Annotated in this window: 24 protein-coding genes and 1 pseudogene; 9 read left to right on the plus strand and 16 right to left on the minus strand. The window is 64.0% G+C overall.

Annotated features, from left to right (window positions below):
- Positions 1 to 589 (plus strand): DsbA family oxidoreductase (locus ACSLE4_RS13530; RefSeq protein WP_435904962.1); only part of this gene is annotated, 589 nt, incomplete at its 5' end.
- A 95-nt stretch (positions 590 to 684) separates the two neighbouring features.
- Complete coding sequence (locus ACSLE4_RS13535; RefSeq protein WP_435904963.1) at positions 685 to 882, plus strand: hypothetical protein; 198 nt, start codon at positions 685 to 687, stop codon at positions 880 to 882.
- 34 nt (positions 883 to 916) lie between these two features.
- On the opposite strand, the gene ACSLE4_RS13540 is transcribed toward ACSLE4_RS13535, so the two are convergent.
- From ACSLE4_RS13540 to ACSLE4_RS13555, 4 genes are all read right to left on the minus strand, one after another.
- Complete coding sequence (locus tag ACSLE4_RS13540) at positions 917 to 1,198, minus strand: hypothetical protein (RefSeq protein ID WP_435904964.1); 282 nt, start codon at positions 1,196 to 1,198, stop codon at positions 917 to 919.
- 104 nt (positions 1,199 to 1,302) lie between these two features.
- Positions 1,303 to 1,569 carry a hypothetical protein gene (locus tag ACSLE4_RS13545; protein WP_435904965.1) on the minus strand — a complete coding sequence of 89 codons (267 nt, stop codon included), beginning with the start codon at positions 1,567 to 1,569 and terminating at the stop codon, positions 1,303 to 1,305.
- Positions 1,570 to 1,660: 91 nt separating this feature from the next.
- Positions 1,661 to 1,921, minus strand: coding sequence for a hypothetical protein (locus tag ACSLE4_RS13550; protein ID WP_435904966.1), 261 nt, complete (start codon positions 1,919 to 1,921; stop codon positions 1,661 to 1,663).
- Positions 1,922 to 1,937: 16 nt separating this feature from the next.
- Positions 1,938 to 2,495 (minus strand): hypothetical protein, encoded by a 558-nt coding sequence (locus ACSLE4_RS13555; RefSeq protein WP_435904967.1) that lies wholly within the window; start codon positions 2,493 to 2,495, stop codon positions 1,938 to 1,940.
- 110 nt (positions 2,496 to 2,605) lie between these two features.
- On the opposite strand from ACSLE4_RS13555, the gene ACSLE4_RS13560 reads away from it, so the two are divergent.
- Positions 2,606 to 3,571 carry a hypothetical protein gene (locus ACSLE4_RS13560; protein WP_435904968.1) on the plus strand — a complete coding sequence of 322 codons (966 nt, stop codon included), beginning with the start codon at positions 2,606 to 2,608 and terminating at the stop codon, positions 3,569 to 3,571.
- Between the two features lie 25 nt (positions 3,572 to 3,596).
- Here ACSLE4_RS13560 and ACSLE4_RS13565 read toward each other — a convergent pair whose 3' ends face one another.
- From ACSLE4_RS13565 to ACSLE4_RS13585, 5 genes and pseudogenes are all read right to left on the minus strand, one after another.
- Positions 3,597 to 3,782 carry a hypothetical protein gene (locus ACSLE4_RS13565; protein ID WP_435904969.1) on the minus strand — a complete coding sequence of 62 codons (186 nt, stop codon included), beginning with the start codon at positions 3,780 to 3,782 and terminating at the stop codon, positions 3,597 to 3,599.
- 108 nt (positions 3,783 to 3,890) lie between these two features.
- A pseudogene (locus ACSLE4_RS13570) lies at positions 3,891 to 4,301 on the minus strand (cell wall hydrolase); the annotation flags it as partial.
- Between the two features lie 494 nt (positions 4,302 to 4,795).
- Positions 4,796 to 5,059 carry a GlsB/YeaQ/YmgE family stress response membrane protein gene (locus ACSLE4_RS13575; RefSeq protein ID WP_435904970.1) on the minus strand — a complete coding sequence of 88 codons (264 nt, stop codon included), beginning with the start codon at positions 5,057 to 5,059 and terminating at the stop codon, positions 4,796 to 4,798.
- 69 nt (positions 5,060 to 5,128) lie between these two features.
- Positions 5,129 to 5,845: a type 1 glutamine amidotransferase gene (locus tag ACSLE4_RS13580; RefSeq protein ID WP_435904971.1), complete on the minus strand. Its 717-nt coding sequence runs from the start codon at positions 5,843 to 5,845 to the stop codon at positions 5,129 to 5,131.
- A 22-nt stretch (positions 5,846 to 5,867) separates the two neighbouring features.
- The gene (locus ACSLE4_RS13585) at positions 5,868 to 6,341 is read right to left on the minus strand and encodes a Gmad2 immunoglobulin-like domain-containing protein (RefSeq protein WP_435904972.1); all 474 of its coding nucleotides are present in this window, start codon (positions 6,339 to 6,341) and stop codon (positions 5,868 to 5,870) included.
- A 166-nt stretch (positions 6,342 to 6,507) separates the two neighbouring features.
- Here ACSLE4_RS13585 and ACSLE4_RS13590 point away from each other — a divergent pair, with 166 nt between their 5' ends.
- A complete protein-coding gene (locus ACSLE4_RS13590; RefSeq protein ID WP_435904973.1) occupies positions 6,508 to 7,605 on the plus strand; it encodes a TQO small subunit DoxD in 1,098 nt (365 codons plus the stop codon).
- A 107-nt stretch (positions 7,606 to 7,712) separates the two neighbouring features.
- The gene (locus ACSLE4_RS13595; protein ID WP_435904985.1) at positions 7,713 to 8,279 is read left to right on the plus strand and encodes a cysteine hydrolase family protein; all 567 of its coding nucleotides are present in this window, start codon (positions 7,713 to 7,715) and stop codon (positions 8,277 to 8,279) included.
- Positions 8,280 to 8,416: 137 nt separating this feature from the next.
- Here the strand turns inward: ACSLE4_RS13595 and ACSLE4_RS13600 are convergent, their stop codons facing one another.
- Positions 8,417 to 8,911, minus strand: coding sequence for a YpsA SLOG family protein (locus ACSLE4_RS13600; RefSeq protein ID WP_435904974.1), 495 nt, complete (start codon positions 8,909 to 8,911; stop codon positions 8,417 to 8,419).
- 77 nt (positions 8,912 to 8,988) lie between these two features.
- Between ACSLE4_RS13600 and ACSLE4_RS13605 the strand changes: the two genes are divergently transcribed.
- Positions 8,989 to 9,417 (plus strand): hypothetical protein, encoded by a 429-nt coding sequence (locus tag ACSLE4_RS13605; RefSeq protein WP_435904975.1) that lies wholly within the window; start codon positions 8,989 to 8,991, stop codon positions 9,415 to 9,417.
- On the opposite strand, the gene ACSLE4_RS13610 is transcribed toward ACSLE4_RS13605, so the two are convergent.
- On the minus strand, positions 9,414 to 10,034 hold the full coding sequence (locus tag ACSLE4_RS13610; protein WP_435904976.1) for a glutathione S-transferase family protein: 621 nt from the start codon (positions 10,032 to 10,034) through the stop codon (positions 9,414 to 9,416). The two genes, ACSLE4_RS13605 and ACSLE4_RS13610, sit on opposite strands and share 4 nt — an antisense overlap.
- A 57-nt stretch (positions 10,035 to 10,091) precedes the next feature.
- On the opposite strand from ACSLE4_RS13610, the gene ACSLE4_RS13615 reads away from it, so the two are divergent.
- Complete coding sequence (locus ACSLE4_RS13615) at positions 10,092 to 10,943, plus strand: potassium channel family protein (RefSeq protein ID WP_435904977.1); 852 nt, start codon at positions 10,092 to 10,094, stop codon at positions 10,941 to 10,943.
- Positions 10,944 to 11,002: 59 nt separating this feature from the next.
- Positions 11,003 to 11,305, plus strand: a complete 303-nt coding sequence (locus ACSLE4_RS13620) for a DUF3175 domain-containing protein (protein WP_435904978.1) — start codon at positions 11,003 to 11,005, stop codon at positions 11,303 to 11,305.
- 2 nt (positions 11,306 to 11,307) lie between these two features.
- Here the strand turns inward: ACSLE4_RS13620 and ACSLE4_RS13625 are convergent, their stop codons facing one another.
- Both ACSLE4_RS13625 and ACSLE4_RS13630 read right to left on the minus strand, forming a co-directional pair.
- Positions 11,308 to 12,069: a hypothetical protein gene (locus ACSLE4_RS13625; protein ID WP_435904979.1), complete on the minus strand. Its 762-nt coding sequence runs from the start codon at positions 12,067 to 12,069 to the stop codon at positions 11,308 to 11,310.
- 239 nt (positions 12,070 to 12,308) lie between these two features.
- Complete coding sequence (locus ACSLE4_RS13630; RefSeq protein WP_435904980.1) at positions 12,309 to 12,845, minus strand: DUF1097 domain-containing protein; 537 nt, start codon at positions 12,843 to 12,845, stop codon at positions 12,309 to 12,311.
- 237 nt (positions 12,846 to 13,082) lie between these two features.
- On the opposite strand from ACSLE4_RS13630, the gene trmFO reads away from it, so the two are divergent.
- Positions 13,083 to 14,486: a methylenetetrahydrofolate--tRNA-(uracil(54)-C(5))-methyltransferase (FADH(2)-oxidizing) TrmFO gene (trmFO, locus tag ACSLE4_RS13635; protein ID WP_435904981.1), complete on the plus strand. Its 1,404-nt coding sequence runs from the start codon at positions 13,083 to 13,085 to the stop codon at positions 14,484 to 14,486.
- A gap of 4 nt (positions 14,487 to 14,490) precedes the next feature.
- Here the strand turns inward: trmFO and ACSLE4_RS13640 are convergent, their stop codons facing one another.
- The 3 genes from ACSLE4_RS13640 to ACSLE4_RS13650 form a co-directional block, all read right to left on the minus strand.
- Positions 14,491 to 15,342, minus strand: coding sequence for a phytoene/squalene synthase family protein (locus ACSLE4_RS13640; protein ID WP_435904982.1), 852 nt, complete (start codon positions 15,340 to 15,342; stop codon positions 14,491 to 14,493).
- Between the two features lie 17 nt (positions 15,343 to 15,359).
- The gene (gene secF / locus ACSLE4_RS13645; protein WP_435904983.1) at positions 15,360 to 16,313 is read right to left on the minus strand and encodes a protein translocase subunit SecF; all 954 of its coding nucleotides are present in this window, start codon (positions 16,311 to 16,313) and stop codon (positions 15,360 to 15,362) included.
- Positions 16,314 to 16,325: 12 nt separating this feature from the next.
- Positions 16,326 to 16,868, minus strand: a 543-nt coding sequence (locus tag ACSLE4_RS13650) for a SecD/SecF family protein translocase subunit (protein ID WP_435904984.1), incomplete at its 5' end; no start/stop codon positions are given.

The raw sequence follows: 16,868 nt of genomic DNA on the forward strand, positions 1-16,868 counted from the left end.
CGTGCCCCGCTTTTGCTCGGTCTTCCCCGACGCCTGGAGCAAGATCGAGAAGTCCTGGGGCTCTCGTGGCAGGTTCGCGGGTTACAACCGGCACCTGCGGGAGATCGCCGAGCGGTTTCCGCAAGTCGTGGTGCACGAGAACGTATGGATCACCACCCGGCCGAGGACGTCCGCGAGCGCGCACATGTTCCTGAAGGCCGTCGCCCTGATTGAGCGGGAGGCTCAAGGCGACGGCGCAGAGTCCCTTCCGTATCTCGACAGACTTTCGACAAAGGCCGCGGGGGAGATGCGTCTGGCCTTCTTCGCCTCGGCCAAGGACATTTCCGAATGGAACGTCCATCGTGAGATCGCCGAGCGCATCGGTATCGATTACAGCGCCGTCGAGGAGAAAATCCGATCCTCGGAAGCGGTTGCCCAGCTCGCCGCCGACTACGACCTGAGCCAGAAGAACGGCGTCGAAGGCAGTCCGACAATCTTGATGAATGACGGCCGGCAGAAGCTATTCGGCAATGTCGGCTACCGGCTGCTCCAAGCAAACGTCCAGGAACTGCTGCGCCACCCCGCGGCGAACGAGGCCAGCTGGTGCTGATGCCGAGCTCGCCGAGTCATACTCCCTTCAGGACAAGCCCACGGTTTGGGTAAGGTCCGGCCCCGAAAGCGTCATTCAACACAACGCGAGGCATCATGAGCAACGGACCATCGCTGGAAGAAATCGAGCGCCGCATCCAGATCGTCGAGGACAATCTGCGCGAACTGGTGGAGCAGGCCGCCGCCTATTCGGGCGCGGCCGACGAGGAGCGTAACGCTCAACGCATCGCCGATCAGCAGGCGAAACTCGACGCGCTCATGAAGGAGCGCGAGACGCTGCTGAACCAGACCTAGCGCCGCGCGGCCGCAGCCGTTCGTGCTTGCGCCCTTATTGCGCCGCGGGCGCGTCGGTGGCGGCGGGCGGCGTGCTTGCGGGCGGCGCAGGATCGGGCTCCGGTGACGTCTCGGGCTCGGGTTCGGGCTCGGTAGCCTCGTGCACGCCCTCGCGCACCTCTTCGCCGACTTGCTTCGCGCCGGCGCCGACCTTCTCCGCCACGACGCCCCAGCGCACGATGTCTTGCGAGTCCGGATGATCGCCCAAATGGTCGATGAGGAAGACGACGAGAATGGTCAGAAGAACGCCGGTCAGGACGCCCGAGAGATACGGCATGGAACACTCCGTTGCGAGGGGCTCGGCAAAGGGGAAACGCCCGTCAAAGAGGGACAGTTCCCGCCCTTGCGCATCTCCGAGGCGAAGGCCTCGGCTCGTTCTGCTTACGACTTCGCCATCATGTTCTTGATGACGCCGGCGATGAGCGTAAGGACGATGCCGCCCATGGCGCCGCCGGCGATGTCGCCGACCCAGCCTTCAATCATCTGCCCGGCAAAATTGCCGATCAGCTGACCCGTAATGCCGCCGCCGACCGCGCCGGCGATCACATTGCCGATGGTGCCGAGCGAATATTGCTTGGCCGCCGCGCCTGCGCCCGCGCCGCCGACCGCGCCCGAGATCACTTGAACCAGAAGACTGGCGATATCCATATTCGTGAACCCCCCTCGTTACCCGAAGCTTGTGTTCGGTCCCGCCATTTTAGGCTTTCGGGGGTAAGGAGGCCAGCAGACTTGCCGCCCCCTACTCAACTCGGCTGAACACGCGCACCGCCACATAGGCGACGAGCGATAGCACCAAAAGGCCGGCCAGCGCCCCAAGCACGGCGAGCCCTAACGGCAGACGGTCGGCTTCCGCCGCACCCAAAAGGTCGAAGCCCTGCATCGCCACGACGGCGATCAGAGCGATGCCGATGATGAGCACCGTGACGGCAACGAGCACGGCGAAGCGGCGCACCTTGCGGCGTTGCTCCAGGCGGCTACTGAACATGACGGGACGAGGCACGATTCTGATTTCCCGCTCAGCTCCGGCCGATGAGTGCCGGCGGCGGCGCGACTGGGTCGAAGGTCTTGGCGGCGCCCTCGCGCACGCGGCGCCACGTCCAAGGCACGGCGATCGCGCAGACGGTGATGGCGATAACCCATGGGCCGGCAGCCGGCAGGCCTTCGAACATGGACAGGACAAAAACGCCGAGACACAGCAAGCCGACGATCAGCCAGACGATCCACAGGGCCGTGCTGCCGGCGATGAATTTGGCCTTCCGCGCGGCGGCCGCGATACGCGATGCCAGCGCCCGCACGAAGGGGGCGTAGGTCGCGCCGCGGTCTTTGAAATTGTTGAGGCTCACGTAATGCGCGGAGCGCAGCTTGACATTGTCCCCGGTGGTGGCGCGCACCGTACACTGGTACGTCTCACCGATGGGCGAAGTATAAGCGATCAGGCGCATGTCACGCACCTCGGCATAGGGCATTCGCCCCTCGCCCTCGGCATCGCTCCAGTGCAGAGCGTCCGGTCCGAGCGTGAAGCTGCGCTCCTTATCGGCGAGGCTGTTGCGGACGCTGTGGGTCGGGGCGGTCATGGTGCGCTGTCGTAGCCATAAAACGGCCCGCGCGGCAACCTTCCCTATCCCCGCGCCGCAAAGCCCCCTTAGACTGCCTGCCGTCGACCAGGTCCAAGGACGAGGTTGTTTTGCCGAAGACGTCGCAATTCCAGCTCATGCTCGCCGTGCTCTTGCTCGCGGCACTCTTGGCGGGCCCGGCGGCGGGCCCACGTGCCGCCGAGCAGGCGCATCAAGGAGCCTCCTTGCCCGAGCCTGCGGACCCCGCCTTGCGGGATCGGGAGCGCGCGGCCTTGCTCGCCTTCTACGAGGCGCTCGGCGGCCCGGACTGGATCCAGCGGGATTTCTGGGGAAGCGAGACACCGGTCGGAAAATGGCACGGGGTTGAGACCGACGCAGAGGGCCGCGTGGTCCGCCTCACTATCTACGACAACAATCTGGAGGGAGAGCTGTCGCCCGCCATTTGCCGGCTGGAACGGCTGCATACGCTCCATCTCTCGTTCAACAAGATCTCCGGCCGGTTGCCGGAGGATTTGGGGCAATGCCGCGCGTTGAAGAATCTCTGGCTCAAGGGCAACGAGCTGACGGGCCGCATTCCCGACTCTGTGGCGGTGCTCCCGGAGCTCGAATATCTCGACGTGCACGCGAACGAACTGTCGGGCTCTCTGCCCAAAGACTGGAACACGCCAAAGCTCAAGATCTTTCGAGGCGAGGACAATGAGATTTCAGGCCAGTTGCCAGCGTCCCTGCTCCGTCAGCCGGACCTCGAGCAAGTGTTCTTGCACGACAATCGCCTGCGCGGGCCCCTCCCCGAGACGCTGACCGAAGCATCGGCGCTTCATTCGCTCCTGCTCGGCGAGAACAAGCTCTCCGGCTCCATCCCGAACGACATCGGCAAGCTCAAGGCGCTAACGGATCTCCGCCTCAACGATAACCGGCTAACCGGCCCCATCCCCGAAAGCCTGAACGACGCCACGGCCCTTCAGGTGCTGCGTCTCGACGACAACAAGTTGAGCGGGCCGGTGCCGAACGGCCTGGCTGACCGGCTTACGGTGTTCGATGTGTCGGGAAATCCAGGACTGGAGGGCACACAATAGCCCACCAAAATACCGCCTAGTGCGCCTATTCTTGCGTACTGGAAAGGGTGTCCAACGCCTGGCAGTCGCCGAAGGTTGGCGTGTCGCCATAGGTTAGGCAGGCCGCCTTGGCCGTCTCGGCGGGACCAAGGGTCATGGGCAGTGTCGGCGCCTGCTCGGTGACGCAGCCTGCAAGGGCGAGAGGCACCAAGACGATCAGCAGCCGTTTCATCAGTTCACTCCCTTCCGCGAACGATGGGCGCGTGGAACCAATGCTAGAGATATGACCAGATGCGGGGATTGCAAGGGGCGGCAAGCCGGCGGCCGCCCCTGGCAGGGGTCAGGCCGAAGGGTCGGCGTAGAAAATGTGCCGGCCGATACGGGCGGTCAACTTGAAGAATTTGGCCCAACGCGGGCTCACATAGTCCGCGTGATAGTGGGTCGCGGCCTCGAGGGACGCCAGGACCTGATATTCGGTACCCTTGGGATCGTTGGCCAGCAGCCAGGTCGCATAGCCGCGAATGCGATACCAGACGTCGCGCTCAGAAATGGTATCTGGCTGGCCGTCGCAGGCGAAGGAGAATTGGCAGCGATTGCGCATGTGGTCGTTCTGATAGACCACGTCGCAGATCGTGCTGGGATAGGAGTCGCTCTCGACGCGGTTCAGGATCACCCGGCCGACGGCCAGTTGACCCCGCAAGGACTCGCCGCGAGCCTCGAAATACATCCCTTCGGCGAGGCAACGAAGCTCCCGCTCGGAGTGCGTGGTGTAGCGCAACGGGCCGGCGCTCTGCGCGGCCACTTCCAGCGCGGCCAGCGCAATGCCGCTTTGGGCAGCGTCCGCCACCGGCACATCGGTGCCAGCCGCCTGATCGCTCGTCTCGTCCGCATAAGCCGGTACCAACAACGCAAGCAACGCCAAGACAAGCATGCCCCCACGCACGCTGACAAACCCCCAAGCCCCCATGGATGTACCTCACACTTGTTAACTCTGGCCGGGAACGACCCGCCGCGATCGGCGCTTTTGCTGGGGAAATCTGTCGAGGGCAGGATCGGGGTGTGACGAAAACGTGTCCCCTACGGGAAAATAGTGCGACAAATAGCTTCAACCTTGCGTTGAAGAAAAAGCCCCGCTCATAGCTGAAGGGGAAATTGGCGCGCGGAAAAGCCCGTCCGGCCGGGGACAGCAAGCCGCCTCGGCCGCTGAAAGCGCGCCTACAACGTCCTGTTATTGCAAGGAGTTTCTTAGGCGGCGATGTTCTTGATGACCTTCACCACCACGAGCAGAATCACCGCGCCGATAAAGGCCAAGATGATCGCGCCGAGAATGCCGCCACCCAGGGTGAGCGCGATCCCGAAATAGGGAAACAAGAAGCTTGCGATCAGCGCGCCGAGAATGCCGATGACGATATCGCCGACAAGGCCGAATCCCGTCCCATTGACCACGAGCCCCGCGAGCCAGCCCGCGATTGCCCCGACCACGAGTGTAATGATGATTGCCGTCAGCATGGATTCCCCCCTCCGCTGAAATTTGTGGCGCACTCTACCATGAGTCGCGCCAGCACTTCGCGCCGTTCGCTAGGCTGTCCCCCGCACCATGACGAGATCCAGCCAGCGGTTCAGCACGCCTTTGCAAGCTTCCGCGAACGTCGGCAGGTTCCTCTGGCCTTCGGCAATGATGGCCTCGGCGTCGAAGCCGTTCGACGCCATGTAGTCGGCGTTGTTCCGGCACATGACCTCGACCAGCGGCTGGTCGACCTCGGCGTGGTACTGGAAGCCGTAGACATTCGAGCCGTAACGAAAGAGCTGGCAGTCGGTGATGTCGGAGGACGCAAGGTTCACCGCACCCGGTACGTTCTCGATGCGGTCGCCATGAAAATGGTAGGCGAGCAGCGTCTTGGGGTGCGTTTCGAGAATGGCGTCGTCCGCCGCCGCCTCGCTCAGCACGAGATCGTACCAGCCGATCTCCTTGGTCGCGCCGGGCGACACCTCGCCGCCCAACGCCCGCGCCAGGATTTGCGCGCCAAGGCAGAACCCGGCGATCGGCTTGCCGGCCTGCATAAAATCGTGACACAGCGCGATCTCGTCGGTGAGATAGGGATACTCGCCGGTCTCGTAGGCGCTCTGGGCGCCGCCGAGAACCACGAGGGCCCCGTAATCATCCGCGGCGAGCTTGCCGTAGTCCGCGTCGTAGCCGAACACGGTCTCCTGCCCGAGGCCGCGCTCGGCGATCAGCGTGGAGAGCTGTCCCGCGCCCTCCTTCGCATCGTTCTGGATAATGAGAACTGGCTTCATCGTGCGCGCATCAAAGCACAACCTAAGGCTTCAGCACCAGGGGCAGGACGGTCCGGCCCGGCGGGAATCCTTCGCCGTCGGACGGATCGTCGGCGAACACTTCGAGATGCCCAATCTGCCTGGCGTCCACGCTATAGGGCACCGTGAAGGAGAAATCTCCTGGCCCGTCCACGCCGCCGCCTTGCGTGTTGCCGCTGGCTAAGACCGCGCCGTCGCGGGCGAGCAACTTCCACTGCACGTTGCTTTCGAAGCTCCGCGAGCAGCCTTCAACCTCGAAGCCGCTTTCCACGCGTTCGCCGGCCTCCGGCTCCGTGGCGATAATGAAGGCCGCCTCATCGAAGGCACCGTCGTCGTTGCCGCACGCGTCGGTCTCTTCGCCTTCGACCCAACTCCCGAGGGAGCTTGCCGGTCCCGCGCAGCCCAGCGAAACGCCAACCCCAAGCATGGCCGCAAGAAGCATCGTCCGTGTCGTGCCGTCTGTCAGGTTGTGGGTCATGGTCTCCTCCCAGCTCCGAGCAGTCAGGGCGCCGGCCGGATGAGACCGGCCCCCCAAGACTACTCCCCTCAATCCTAAGGCTACAATGTCTGGGTGGGGCGCCAGTTCCACAGCACGAGGGAAAACTGCGCTAGATTGGACCGGGCATCCGAAAGGGGCGAACGCCATGGCAGACGCACACACGATTGATGAGCGGACGGCGCCCGATCCGGCCGCCTGTTTTACATTGCTCGCTCTCGTGCTCCTCGGCACGCGCTTCGTCCAGGGCTTCATCTTCTGGGGCGGCGCCAGCCGGCGGCTCCTATACAATTTCCGCGAGGTCGGTGGCGCCGATGTCGCCGTGAAGCTCGACTTCGACTCAGTTGGCTTCGTCGCCAACAAGCTCACCCATGCTCTGCCCGGCACGCTTTGGATTCAGGGCCCGCTCGAATGGACGCTGAACTATCCGGACTTGATCGTCGCATCGGTCTGGCTTTGGACGATCGCCGAACTCGTTGTTGGCCTCGCGCTGATATTCGGCCTCGCAACTCGTCTTGCCGCGCTTATCTGCATCGGTCTCAATGTCTCTTTGATGCTGATCTTTGGCTGGATGGGCTCGACCTGCCTCGACGAGTGGACCATGGCGGTGTCCGGCGTGGCGATGAGCAGCGCGGTGTTTCTCGTAGGCGGCGGCGCCTGGTCGCTCGACAGTTTCGTCGGTCGAAACCAATGGGCACAGCGCAATCCATGGACCGCCTGGGTGTTCAGCGGTCCGGTTCCGCTCGAGCAGCTCAAGACGCTCGCCCTGCTCCTTGCGGCGGCGGCGGTCGTGTTCACCGTCGGCAGCTACCAAATCCTGTTCGGCGCGGTGGTCTCACCCCAGCATGCGCGGGTCAGCTTCCACAGCCACAACATCGCCCTGTCCGATGTGACCCTCGCGGAGGATGGAGCCGTCAATTTCAAGGCCTATGTTGATGCGGGTCCCGACACCGGCGCGGCCTATGTGATCGCGGCCCGTCTCGTCGATGCGTCGGGCATCACCGTTGCAGAGTGGGATGGCGCCACACTCTCCGCACTGCCCGACACTGCGATCAGCAACGTCTACCCTTATGTCTGGGCTTCGCACTTCAAGACGGAAACGGTCGGGTTCAGCGGACAGACGGGCGCACGGGCGACGATCACGTTGCCCCCGCCGCGGGTCCCGATCGCTGGCGCGGCCCGGGCACTCGTGCTCGAAGCAATCAATGGTACAACATGGCAAGGGCAGCTCGCGGACAAGCCATAGAGCAGCGGCGTCTCGGGGTGTCTTATGCGCTGGGGTGCTGCCCAAAACCACTCGAGGCCCAAGGAGGCTAACCTGTGACAAACCCCACACTCCGCGCACTGACAGGCATGGATCCCAACCCGGCGCCGATCTCCGACAGCGCCTTGGTGCTCATCGACTGCCAGCAGACGTATCGCGAGGGGGTCATGCAGCTCGTCAACGTGGAGCCGGCGTTGAAGGAGGCGGCCGCGCTGCTCAAGCGGTTCCGCGCGGCCGGACGCCCCGTCATTCACATCATGCACGACGCTGGTGCCGGCACGCCCTTTGACGTCAGCGCCCCCGTTGGCCAAATCGCCGACTCCGTGGCTCCGATCGACGGCGAGACAGTCGTCATCAAGAATTTTCCAAGCGCGTTCGAGCAGACGGGACTCGACGCGGAGCTGAAGAAGCATGGCGTCAACAATGTCGTCTATGTCGGGTTCATGACCCATATGTGTGTGAACTCGACCGCGCGCGCCTCTTTTAATCGCGGCTACGCCAATACGGTCGTCGCCGGCGCCACGGCAACTCGTGCCCTCCCGAATCCGGCAACGGGCGAAGAGGTCCCGGCCGACCAGCTGCAGGCCGCGAGCCTGTCGGCCCTCGGCGACATGTTTGCCGTGGTGGTGCCGCATGAGGCGGACGTTCCGTCCTAGGCAGCAAACGAGACGCCGGAGACCCGCTAGCGCTTTCCCTGGCGAACCCATTTAAGCGCGCCGTCCGCCCTCGACCCGCACCAGGTAGAGTCCGGCGTCTTCGTCGTTCGTCGCCACCTCACCTAAACCTTGCGCGCTCAGTCATCGTTCCCCTTCGGCCTGTCGCTAAGGAGAACGGCCAGAAACTCGCGCACTTTGGCGTAAATGCCGGGCACCTCGCTCTCACGGGGTCCGGCAACGCAGACCGCTTGCCCTGTCCTGCTGCGCAGAAAGTCTTGCGCGAGCCTCAGCACGTTCGCGGCCTCAAGATCGATGACGATGTGCGGCTTGTCGATTTCCTGCGCGTCCGCCAAGGCACGAGCGGTCCCCCTCGAGGCGGCAATGCCGCGCCCATCGACGAGTGCAATCAACGCGTCGGCATCGCGCACATTCCAGTCGGTGCGTTGATCGGGCGAAGATTCCGGCGTCTCTTGCAAGCCCGGATAGCGCGCCCGCACGCCCGGCGGACCCGGACAATCTTCCGCCCAACCATCCTTGGGACACCAGCCGCGATAGGGTACCCCGGCGGCGATGGCGGCATCGAGCGCCGCGCGGTCGACGCCGGTCTGTCCTCCGGAGACGATGGTCAACATCTTGTGTCCAACCTCATCCTCGCCTCGCGCTAAAATGGCGCCGATGGCGCATCATGCGGCGAAACGGGGAGGTCGTCATGTCTCTGAAGCTGCTCCTGCTTGGCTTTGTCGCCGGGTTCCTCGCCACGCTGATCTTCCATCAAGGCTTGTGGTACCTGTTCAACCATACCGGCATTATTCCGCTCAGCCGGCCGGCTTGGGCGACCGACCCTATTCCGCCGTTCGGCGTGCCGGCGATCCTGTCCAAGGCGTTTTGGGGCGGCCTTTGGGGGTTGGCATTAGCTCCCGTCTTCGTCCATTTGAGCGGCCCCAGCTATTGGGCCGCCTGGATCTTGGTCGGCGCCCTCGCCCTCACTGCCGTCGCCTTCTTCGTGGTACCGCCGCTCAAGGGCGAACCGATGCAGGCGATGGGGCCGCGCTTCCTCATTGGGCTTGCGGTGAACGGCGCCTGGGGATTCGGCACCGCGCTCATCTTGCAGATCCTCGGCACGGTTCGTTCGGGCTAGGACGCTCCCATGATCTCTTGGTCCAAGGCCGTCGCGCGCTGGAGCGCCGGCCGGGCTTCGAGGCGCGCCACGTAATCCGTGAACTCGGCCCGCTCCGGCACGAGCTTGAACATCAGACCCCAACGCAAATTCGCGCCGACGACCACATCGGCCGCCGTGAACCGCTCACCCATTAGGTAGGGCCCGCGCGCCACGGCCTTGGCGGTTGTGTCCATGACGGTGTCGTAGTCGCCGTAACCCAGCGTTCCACGACGCGGCTGCTCCTGGCGCGGATAGGCATGGTCCACCATGGCCGGCTCGATACAGCCGGGTGCGAAGAACAGCCATTTCAGATACGGCCCGCGCAGCGGATCACCGACGGGGATGTTGAGCCCAGCGGCTGGAAATTCATCGGCCAGATAGGTGCAGATTGCCGCCGACTCGGTGATGATGGCCTCGCCGTGGCGCAAGGCGGGCACCTTGCCCATCGGGTTGATCGCCCGGTAGTCGGAGCTGAGTTGCTCACCTTTGGTCAAGGTCAGCAGGTGAATATCGTAGGGTTCACCGAGCTCCTCGAGCATCCAGCGTACAATGGATGAGCGCGAAGGCGCCGCGTGGTAAAGAGTGAGCGCTGCCATGACTTACCTCCTGGGCCCGCGGGACGTTACTGCGGCGGCACGACACAAAGAAGGCACATGACCGCAGCAAAGACGTCATCAAAGAGCAAATCCGACGCCGGAAAATCGGACCCGCCGCCGAAGAAGGCGGAGCCGGAAGCCGAGCCCTTACGCGAGCGCCTGCGGCTGCTCTATCACGGCCGCAGCCTCACGGCGCACCGCTTTCGCTACGGGCTCCTCGCATTCGATATTGTCACCATCATTTTCATCATCGGCACGTCGTTCATCCCCCGCGAACTGTGGGTCGAATATCTCGACGTGATCTTCGGGCTGGTGATCCTCGCCGATTTCTGCGCCCGCATCTGGGTGAGCCCGCATCCGGTGCGAGAGTTTGCCCATCCCGCCACCTGGGCGGACATGGTGGCGATCTTCTCCTTCCTCGCGCCGATCGTCGGTGAAGGTCTCGGCTTCCTGCGCATCCTGCGCACGCTGCGGCTCCTGCACACCTATCAGCTGGTGTCGCGCTTGCGTGCCGACAGCATGTTCTTCCGGCGCAACGAGGAGACGATCACCGCCGTCATCAATCTCGGCGTGTTTGTGTTCATCATGACGGGCATCGTCTATGAAACGCAGCACTGGCGGAACCCGCTCATCGCCAACTATGTGGACGCGCTCTACTTCACGGTGACGGCGCTGACCACGACAGGTTTCGGCGACATCACCTTGGAAGGCTCCCTCGGGCGACTCATGGCCGTGGCCATCATGATCGTCGGCGTGACGCTGTTCTTACGTCTGGCGCAGGCACTGCTCAGGCCGCAGAAGGTACGCTTCCCCTGCCCCGAATGCGGCCTCCAGCGGCACGAAGCGGATGCAGTCCATTGCAAGGCGTGTGGCACGACCCTCAATATCCCCGACGAAGGTCGCTTCTAGCGGAACCTCGAAACGATCGCGGGCATTCTCCGCTTGAGATATGACGATTGACTTTGCTGATGGCCGCTAAAACCAAGACTTCAGAGGAACGCTGGTCACAAGACGTGACGGAGAATTCCGATGCCCTCGATCTGGAAAAGGGTGTTTTCACCCTTAAGGACCCGAAGGAGATCGCGGCGTCCCTGAAGCGCTCGGCGGAAGCGAGCAAGCGCCGCAAGACGGACCCTTACCGCTCGGCGATGTCGATGCTGGTCTTCTACATGAACCGCGCGCGGAAGAATCTCTCCGAGGAGGACCGCGCCCGGCTGGAGAAGGCGAAGGACGAACTGCGCAAGGCGTTCGGGAAACCGGCGGCGAGGTAAGCTTACGCCTTGCCCGCTTTGGCCAGCTCCGCCACCTCGCCGATCGTGTGCTCGGCGTGCTGAGCGAAGGTCGAGAGGACCGCGTCGAAGGTCGCGTCCTCGGCCTCGGCGCTGCCGCGGGTGGTCTGGAGCTCTTCGAACACACCGCGATAATCCGAATAACCTTGCAGCTCTTCGCGACGCTGCCACCAGAAATCGCCCATGAGGAAGAAGCGAATCCAGGCAAATAGGCAGTCGGTCCAATCCTCGAGATAAGCGCGCAGGTGGATGCTCGGGCTCGCCAGATAGACCTTGTCCTCGCGCGTCTTGACCTCGACCAGCCGGCCATCGAGGAAATGATGCTCGGGGCATTCTACGAAGACGAAGCTCATGCGGTCGTTGTCGGGATAAAGCTCCCGGGGATCGAACAGTTTGAAGTCGAGACCGCGCAGACGCACCGCGTCGAGCACGATGAGCTGGGGACCACTGTCGTCCGAGGCGATGACCGTGAGCCCGGCTTCCAGGGCCCGCGCCACGAGCGTCTCGGGATGCGGTCCAATAGCGCTCGAAATTAGGATCGGGCCTTGGAGCGTCTCGTCGATGACCTCGATGTTCGCACGTGGCGGGGCTTCATGCCCCTCGCCGACGAGGCTCAGATAGGGCCGCTCGCCCCGGCGCAGATAGCTCTCGCTCGCTCGCGCAAGACGGTGCAGATAACCGAGCAGCCGGTACCGGGCTTCCGGATCGCGGCAGTTGCCTTTCCAAACGACGTCGACGGATGACATGACTCTTACAACGTCTCCGAAAGGGCGCGGACCGATCCGCGCGGAACCATAGGACCCTAAGAATAGCGGGCACCTTGCCGGTCTCCGCCCCTGCGCGCAAGGCACACCCGAAAACAGGGTTGCCCAGAGCTTCACCGGAAAGAATAAACGGCGTGGCCTCTCGGCAAGGCCACGCCGTCGATCGGCCATGCAAGCCCCGGGCCTAGGGGGCCCCGGAGCTCAACAGCCGGTTTCTCGCGTTAAGCTTTGGCGTGGGCGCCGTGTCCAGCCCCAGCCAACATGCCGGCGATTTTCTCCGACACCCAGCCGAAGAGCGCGCCCACGATCATCGAGCAGATGATGACCACCACCGGGTTCTCCATGGAGGCCGCGGTCAGATTGCCGGCGCCGTTGCCCAAGAGTGTCAGAGCCACCACGGAAGCGAAGCCATAGACCTGTGCCGGAATGGCGGCGAAGACCGGGATATTGGCCAACAGGACCATCGCGGCAACGCCGATGCCGACGCAGATTCCGGCCCAAATCGGCAGGCCGATCTGATCGCCAATGCCGGTCTGGGTCGCCACCCAGAGCGTAATGCCGGCGATGATGGCGCCGGCGATATTGCCGAGAATTGCCGATTGCAGGCCGGATTCCTTGCCACCGCAGTGGAAGAAGCAGCCCCACGCGATAAAGGCGGCCCAAATTGCGAGCATGCCACCGAGCGGCCCCAGAAAGAGCCAGGTGGCAATGGCGCCAAGAACGCCAACGCTGATTGCTAGTGCAGTATTTGCGGACATCTCACCCCCCTTTTGTGAAAAAGAGACCGGGCGGATCCGCCGATTGCCAGCAATCCACCGGCTCATTCATGGAAGCTGATGAATGTCTGTCGATTCGGCTTCCGGCCCGGAGTATAGCCCAAAGCGGTCCTTGGCTGAATAAGGATTAGTCTTTTGCCCAAGACATAGACGTTTCCTGAAGGGTTTTCGGCAGTTGTTCCGCTTGAAACATTGGGGTGGACCGGCCTAGCTACGCCCATGACGGATACGGTGCACGTAATCGGCGGCGGGCTTGCCGGCAGCGAGGCGGCTTGGCAGCTGGCGAAGGCCGGCGTTCCGGTCGTCCTCCACGAGATGCGGCCCGAGCGCCAGACTGAGGCCCACAAGACGGACGCGCTCGCCGAGCTCGTCTGCTCCAACTCCTTCCGCTCAGACGATTGGGAGACCAATGCGGTGGGTCTCCTGCATGAAGAGATGCGCCGGGCCGGCTCGCTCATCATGGCTTGCGCGGACGCTCACAAGCTACCGGCCGGCGGCGCGCTCGCCGTGGACCGGGAGAACTTCGCCGACGCGGTGACGGAAGCGCTCACCGAGCATCCCCTAATCGAGATCGACCGCGGCGAGGTTCCCGGGCTGCCGCCCGCTGACTGGGACAGCGTGATCGTGGCCACGGGGCCTCTCACCTCGCCGGCGCTGGCCGACGCGGTGAAGACGCTCACGGGGGAAGCGGAGCTTGCCTTCTTCGACGCTATCGCACCGATCGTACATTTCGAGTCGATCGACATGGATGTGTGCTGGCGCCAGTCCCGCTACGACAAGGTAGGCCCCGGCGGCAGCGGCGCCGACTACATCAACTGTCCGCTCGACAAGGCACAGTACGATGCCTTCATCGATGGGCTTCTGGCGGCCGAAAAGACCGCCTTCAAGGACTTCGAGAAGACACCCTATTTCGAAGGCTGCCTGCCCATCGAGGTCATGGCCGAGCGCGGGCGAGACACGCTCCGCTACGGCCCGATGAAACCTGTCGGCCTCACGAACGCGCACCGGCCGGACGAGAAACCCCATGCGATCGTGCAGCTCCGCCAGGACAATGCGCTTGGCACGTTGTGGAACATGGTTGGCTTCCAGACCAAGCTGAAGCATGGCGAGCAGGCGCGCGTCTTCCGCATGATCCCGGGATTGGCCCAAGCGGAATTCGCCCGGCTCGGCGGGCTCCATCGCAACACCTTTCTCGACAGTCCGAAGCTGCTCGACGGCTCTCTACGCCTCAAGGCCGAACCGCGCCTGCGATTCGCCGGCCAGGTGACAGGCGTCGAGGGCTATGTGGAGTCGGCGGCGATCGGGCTGATCGCCGGACGTTTCGCCGGCGCCGAGCGATTGGGAGCGCCGCCTGCTCCGCCGCCGCCCACAACTGCGCTCGGCGCACTGCTTGCGCACATCACCGGCGGACATTTGAGCGCGGACGGCGAAGGTGGAGCCCGCAGCTTCCAGCCCATGAATGTGAATTTCGGGCTCTTCCCGCCGGTGACCGTGGCTCGCGAGTCCTGGGGCAAAGGCCCCAAAAACAGCAAAGCATTCGCGCGTAAGCGCGCCATGTCGGCGCGGGCGTTGGCCGATCTCGATGCGTGGCTCGAAGGGCGAAGCGCGGTCGCGGCCGAGTAACGTTCTAACGCGACCGCATCAGGCGCCACAGCCGGTAGAGGGGATTGATCCGGGCCACCTGACGCAAGGGATCGGGGACCTTGGCGAGCCCGGCGAGATAGGGCTCGACCAGGCAAAGCGGTAAGAACGCCGCGCGGCCTGCCTCATCGAGACCGGTCCCGGTCATGCCGGCGCCGAAGAGATGAAAGCGCGCCTCCTTCAACGCTCCCCGCGCCTCCTCCCGCATCTCGGCCAGCAGCGTCTTGAGGCCCGCGGTCGTCTCGCCACGGAAAAGCGTTTCCGGCGGCGTGCCGTGCCGCGCCAAAGCGTCCGCCGCCAAATATGTGCGCCCCTTGGCGGCAAGCGTGGGCAGGCTGCGCATCACGCGCACCAGCCCATAGGCGCGGCCGCCGATCTCCGCCACGAGATCGCGCTTCTCGCCCTTGGCGCCGACGATCTGCGCGGCCAGGGCGAACAGCCCGCCCGTGGTGTCGAACAGATAGGCATCGAGGGTGCGCGTATCGGGCATGACCGTCTCGCCGACGTCGAAGGTGCGCGCATCGATCAGCCCGGCGATCCGATTGCGCGACAGCGACCGGCGCGCCAGTACCTCGCCAAAGGCATCGGCCACCAAGTGGCCGGTGGCCTCGCCGCCCGCGGCCCGCTCGATGGCCTCGCGCCACCATTGTAGGCGAATGGCCCCGAGCGCCGGCTCGCTCACCTGATCGGCGATGCGGGCGAGCTCGGCGTTGAACGCATAAAGAACGAAGAGATCGTCGCGGGCCTCCGCGGGCGCGAACAGGGTGGCGATGGCGCGATCCGGATCGGCGGCACGAGCGATGCGCCGAATCGCGACCGCCCGCTCCCCCTCATCCACGACCCTGCCTCACTGCTTCATGCGCGCGCCGCGGCCTCCGACTTGCCCTTCGCGGGGCTGGCGCTCGGCGCGAAAGCCTCGCGGCGCACCCCGAGGATCAGCTGCATGGGCGACGCGACGAAGATCGACGAGTAAGCGCCAACGACAATGCCGAAGCACATGGCCACGGCAAAGCCGTAGATCGCCTCGCCGCCGAAGAACAGGAACGGCAGCATAGCGAGGAAGGTGGTGACGTGGGTCAGCACCGCCCGCGACAGCATCTCGTTGATGGAGAGATCGAGCAACTCGACCAGAGGCATGCGCCTATATTTGCGCAGATTCTCTCGGATGCGGTCGAAGATCACGACTTTGTCGTTCAGCGAGTAACCGATGATGGTCAGAATGGCCGCGATGCTCGACACGTTGAACTCGAGCTGGAGCAAGGCGTAGAGACCGATCGTGGCGGTGACATCGTGGACCAGCGAGGCAATGGCCGCCACGGCGAACTGCCATTCGAAGCGAAACCACACATAGATCATGATGCCGATCATGGCGACGACCACGGCGAAGGTGCCTCCGGCGATCAGCTCCGCCGAGATCGTGGGTCCAACAATTTCGGTGCGGCGGTATTCGACGCTGTCGCCGAGCGCCTCCTTCACCTTGGCGATCGAGGCTTGCTGCTCTTCCTCGGTGGGCAGCGAGGCAATGCGGATCAGCACCTCGTCCGGCGCACCAAACTCTTGGATCTGCACCTCGCCCACGCCGAGCCCGCTGATCTTGCCGCGAATGTCTGCGAGATTCGCCGGGCTTTCCTTGGTCTTCACCTCGATCAGAGTGCCGCCCTGGAAATCGATCCCCATGTTGAGGCCGATCGTGGCCACGAGGATGAGCGGCACCACCGTGAGGAACGCCGACACGAACCAGGTAATGGCGCGTTGGCCGACAAAGTCGATCTTGGTGTCGGCGGGAATGAGCTGAAGGCCACGAAACATTTCTGGCTGATCCTAGAGTGGCAGGGTTTTCGGCCGCGTCCAGCGCAGCCAGAAGGCGACCATCATACGCGTGACGGTGACGGCCGTGAACATCGAGGCAAGAATGCCGACGGTCAGAGTCACGGCAAAGCCGCGCACAGGACCCGAGCCCAGCCAGAACAGCACCAAGACCGCGATCAGAGTGGTCACGTTGGAGTCGATGATTGTAACGAGCGCGCGTGAATAGCCTGAATCCACCGAGGCAATTGGCGACTTGCCGGCCCTGATCTCCTCTCGGATGCGCTCGTTGATGAGCACGTTCGCATCCACCGCGATGCCGATAACCAGGACGATGCCGGCGATGCCGGGCAAGGTCAGCGTGGCGCCCATCAGGGACAGCACGGCGAAGATCAGCGCCACGTTGATGAGCAGCGCCATATTGGCGAACAGGCCGAACAGCCCGTAGGCCACGAACATGAAGGCCACCACGAGCAGCATGCCGACAATTGCCGCCTTCTTGCCGCTCTCGACGGAGTCAGCGCCAAGGCTCGCGCCGACGGTGCGCTCCTCGATGAC

The organism is Methyloceanibacter sp. (genome assembly GCF_051306395.1).
Classification (GTDB): domain Bacteria; phylum Pseudomonadota; class Alphaproteobacteria; order Rhizobiales; family Methyloligellaceae; genus Methyloceanibacter.

Bases quoted from the DNA above. Each gene is read 5' to 3' on its own strand.
- ACSLE4_RS13535 (WP_435904963.1), top strand. From the start codon at position 685: ATGAGCAACGGACCATCGCTGGAAGAAATCGAGCGCCGCATCCAGATC.
- ACSLE4_RS13540 (WP_435904964.1), bottom strand. From the start codon at position 1,198: ATGCCGTATCTCTCGGGCGTCCTGACCGGCGTTCTTCTGACCATTCTC.
- ACSLE4_RS13545 (WP_435904965.1), bottom strand. From the start codon at position 1,569: ATGGATATCGCCAGTCTTCTGGTTCAAGTGATCTCGGGCGCGGTCGGC.
- ACSLE4_RS13555 (WP_435904967.1), bottom strand. From the start codon at position 2,495: ATGACCGCCCCGACCCACAGCGTCCGCAACAGCCTCGCCGATAAGGAG.
- ACSLE4_RS13565 (WP_435904969.1), bottom strand. From the start codon at position 3,782: ATGAAACGGCTGCTGATCGTCTTGGTGCCTCTCGCCCTTGCAGGCTGC.
- ACSLE4_RS13575 (WP_435904970.1), bottom strand. From the start codon at position 5,059: ATGCTGACGGCAATCATCATTACACTCGTGGTCGGGGCAATCGCGGGC.
- ACSLE4_RS13580 (WP_435904971.1), bottom strand. From the start codon at position 5,845: ATGAAGCCAGTTCTCATTATCCAGAACGATGCGAAGGAGGGCGCGGGA.
- ACSLE4_RS13585 (WP_435904972.1), bottom strand. From the start codon at position 6,341: ATGACCCACAACCTGACAGACGGCACGACACGGACGATGCTTCTTGCG.
- ACSLE4_RS13590 (WP_435904973.1), top strand. From the start codon at position 6,508: ATGGCAGACGCACACACGATTGATGAGCGGACGGCGCCCGATCCGGCC.
- ACSLE4_RS13595 (WP_435904985.1), top strand. From the start codon at position 7,713: ATGGATCCCAACCCGGCGCCGATCTCCGACAGCGCCTTGGTGCTCATC.
- ACSLE4_RS13600 (WP_435904974.1), bottom strand. From the start codon at position 8,911: ATGTTGACCATCGTCTCCGGAGGACAGACCGGCGTCGACCGCGCGGCG.
- ACSLE4_RS13605 (WP_435904975.1), top strand. From the start codon at position 8,989: ATGTCTCTGAAGCTGCTCCTGCTTGGCTTTGTCGCCGGGTTCCTCGCC.
- ACSLE4_RS13610 (WP_435904976.1), bottom strand. From the start codon at position 10,034: ATGGCAGCGCTCACTCTTTACCACGCGGCGCCTTCGCGCTCATCCATT.
- ACSLE4_RS13615 (WP_435904977.1), top strand. From the start codon at position 10,092: ATGACCGCAGCAAAGACGTCATCAAAGAGCAAATCCGACGCCGGAAAA.
- ACSLE4_RS13620 (WP_435904978.1), top strand. From the start codon at position 11,003: ATGGCCGCTAAAACCAAGACTTCAGAGGAACGCTGGTCACAAGACGTG.
- ACSLE4_RS13625 (WP_435904979.1), bottom strand. From the start codon at position 12,069: ATGTCATCCGTCGACGTCGTTTGGAAAGGCAACTGCCGCGATCCGGAA.
- ACSLE4_RS13630 (WP_435904980.1), bottom strand. From the start codon at position 12,845: ATGTCCGCAAATACTGCACTAGCAATCAGCGTTGGCGTTCTTGGCGCC.
- trmFO (WP_435904981.1), top strand. From the start codon at position 13,083: ATGACGGATACGGTGCACGTAATCGGCGGCGGGCTTGCCGGCAGCGAG.
- secF (WP_435904983.1), bottom strand. From the start codon at position 16,313: ATGTTTCGTGGCCTTCAGCTCATTCCCGCCGACACCAAGATCGACTTT.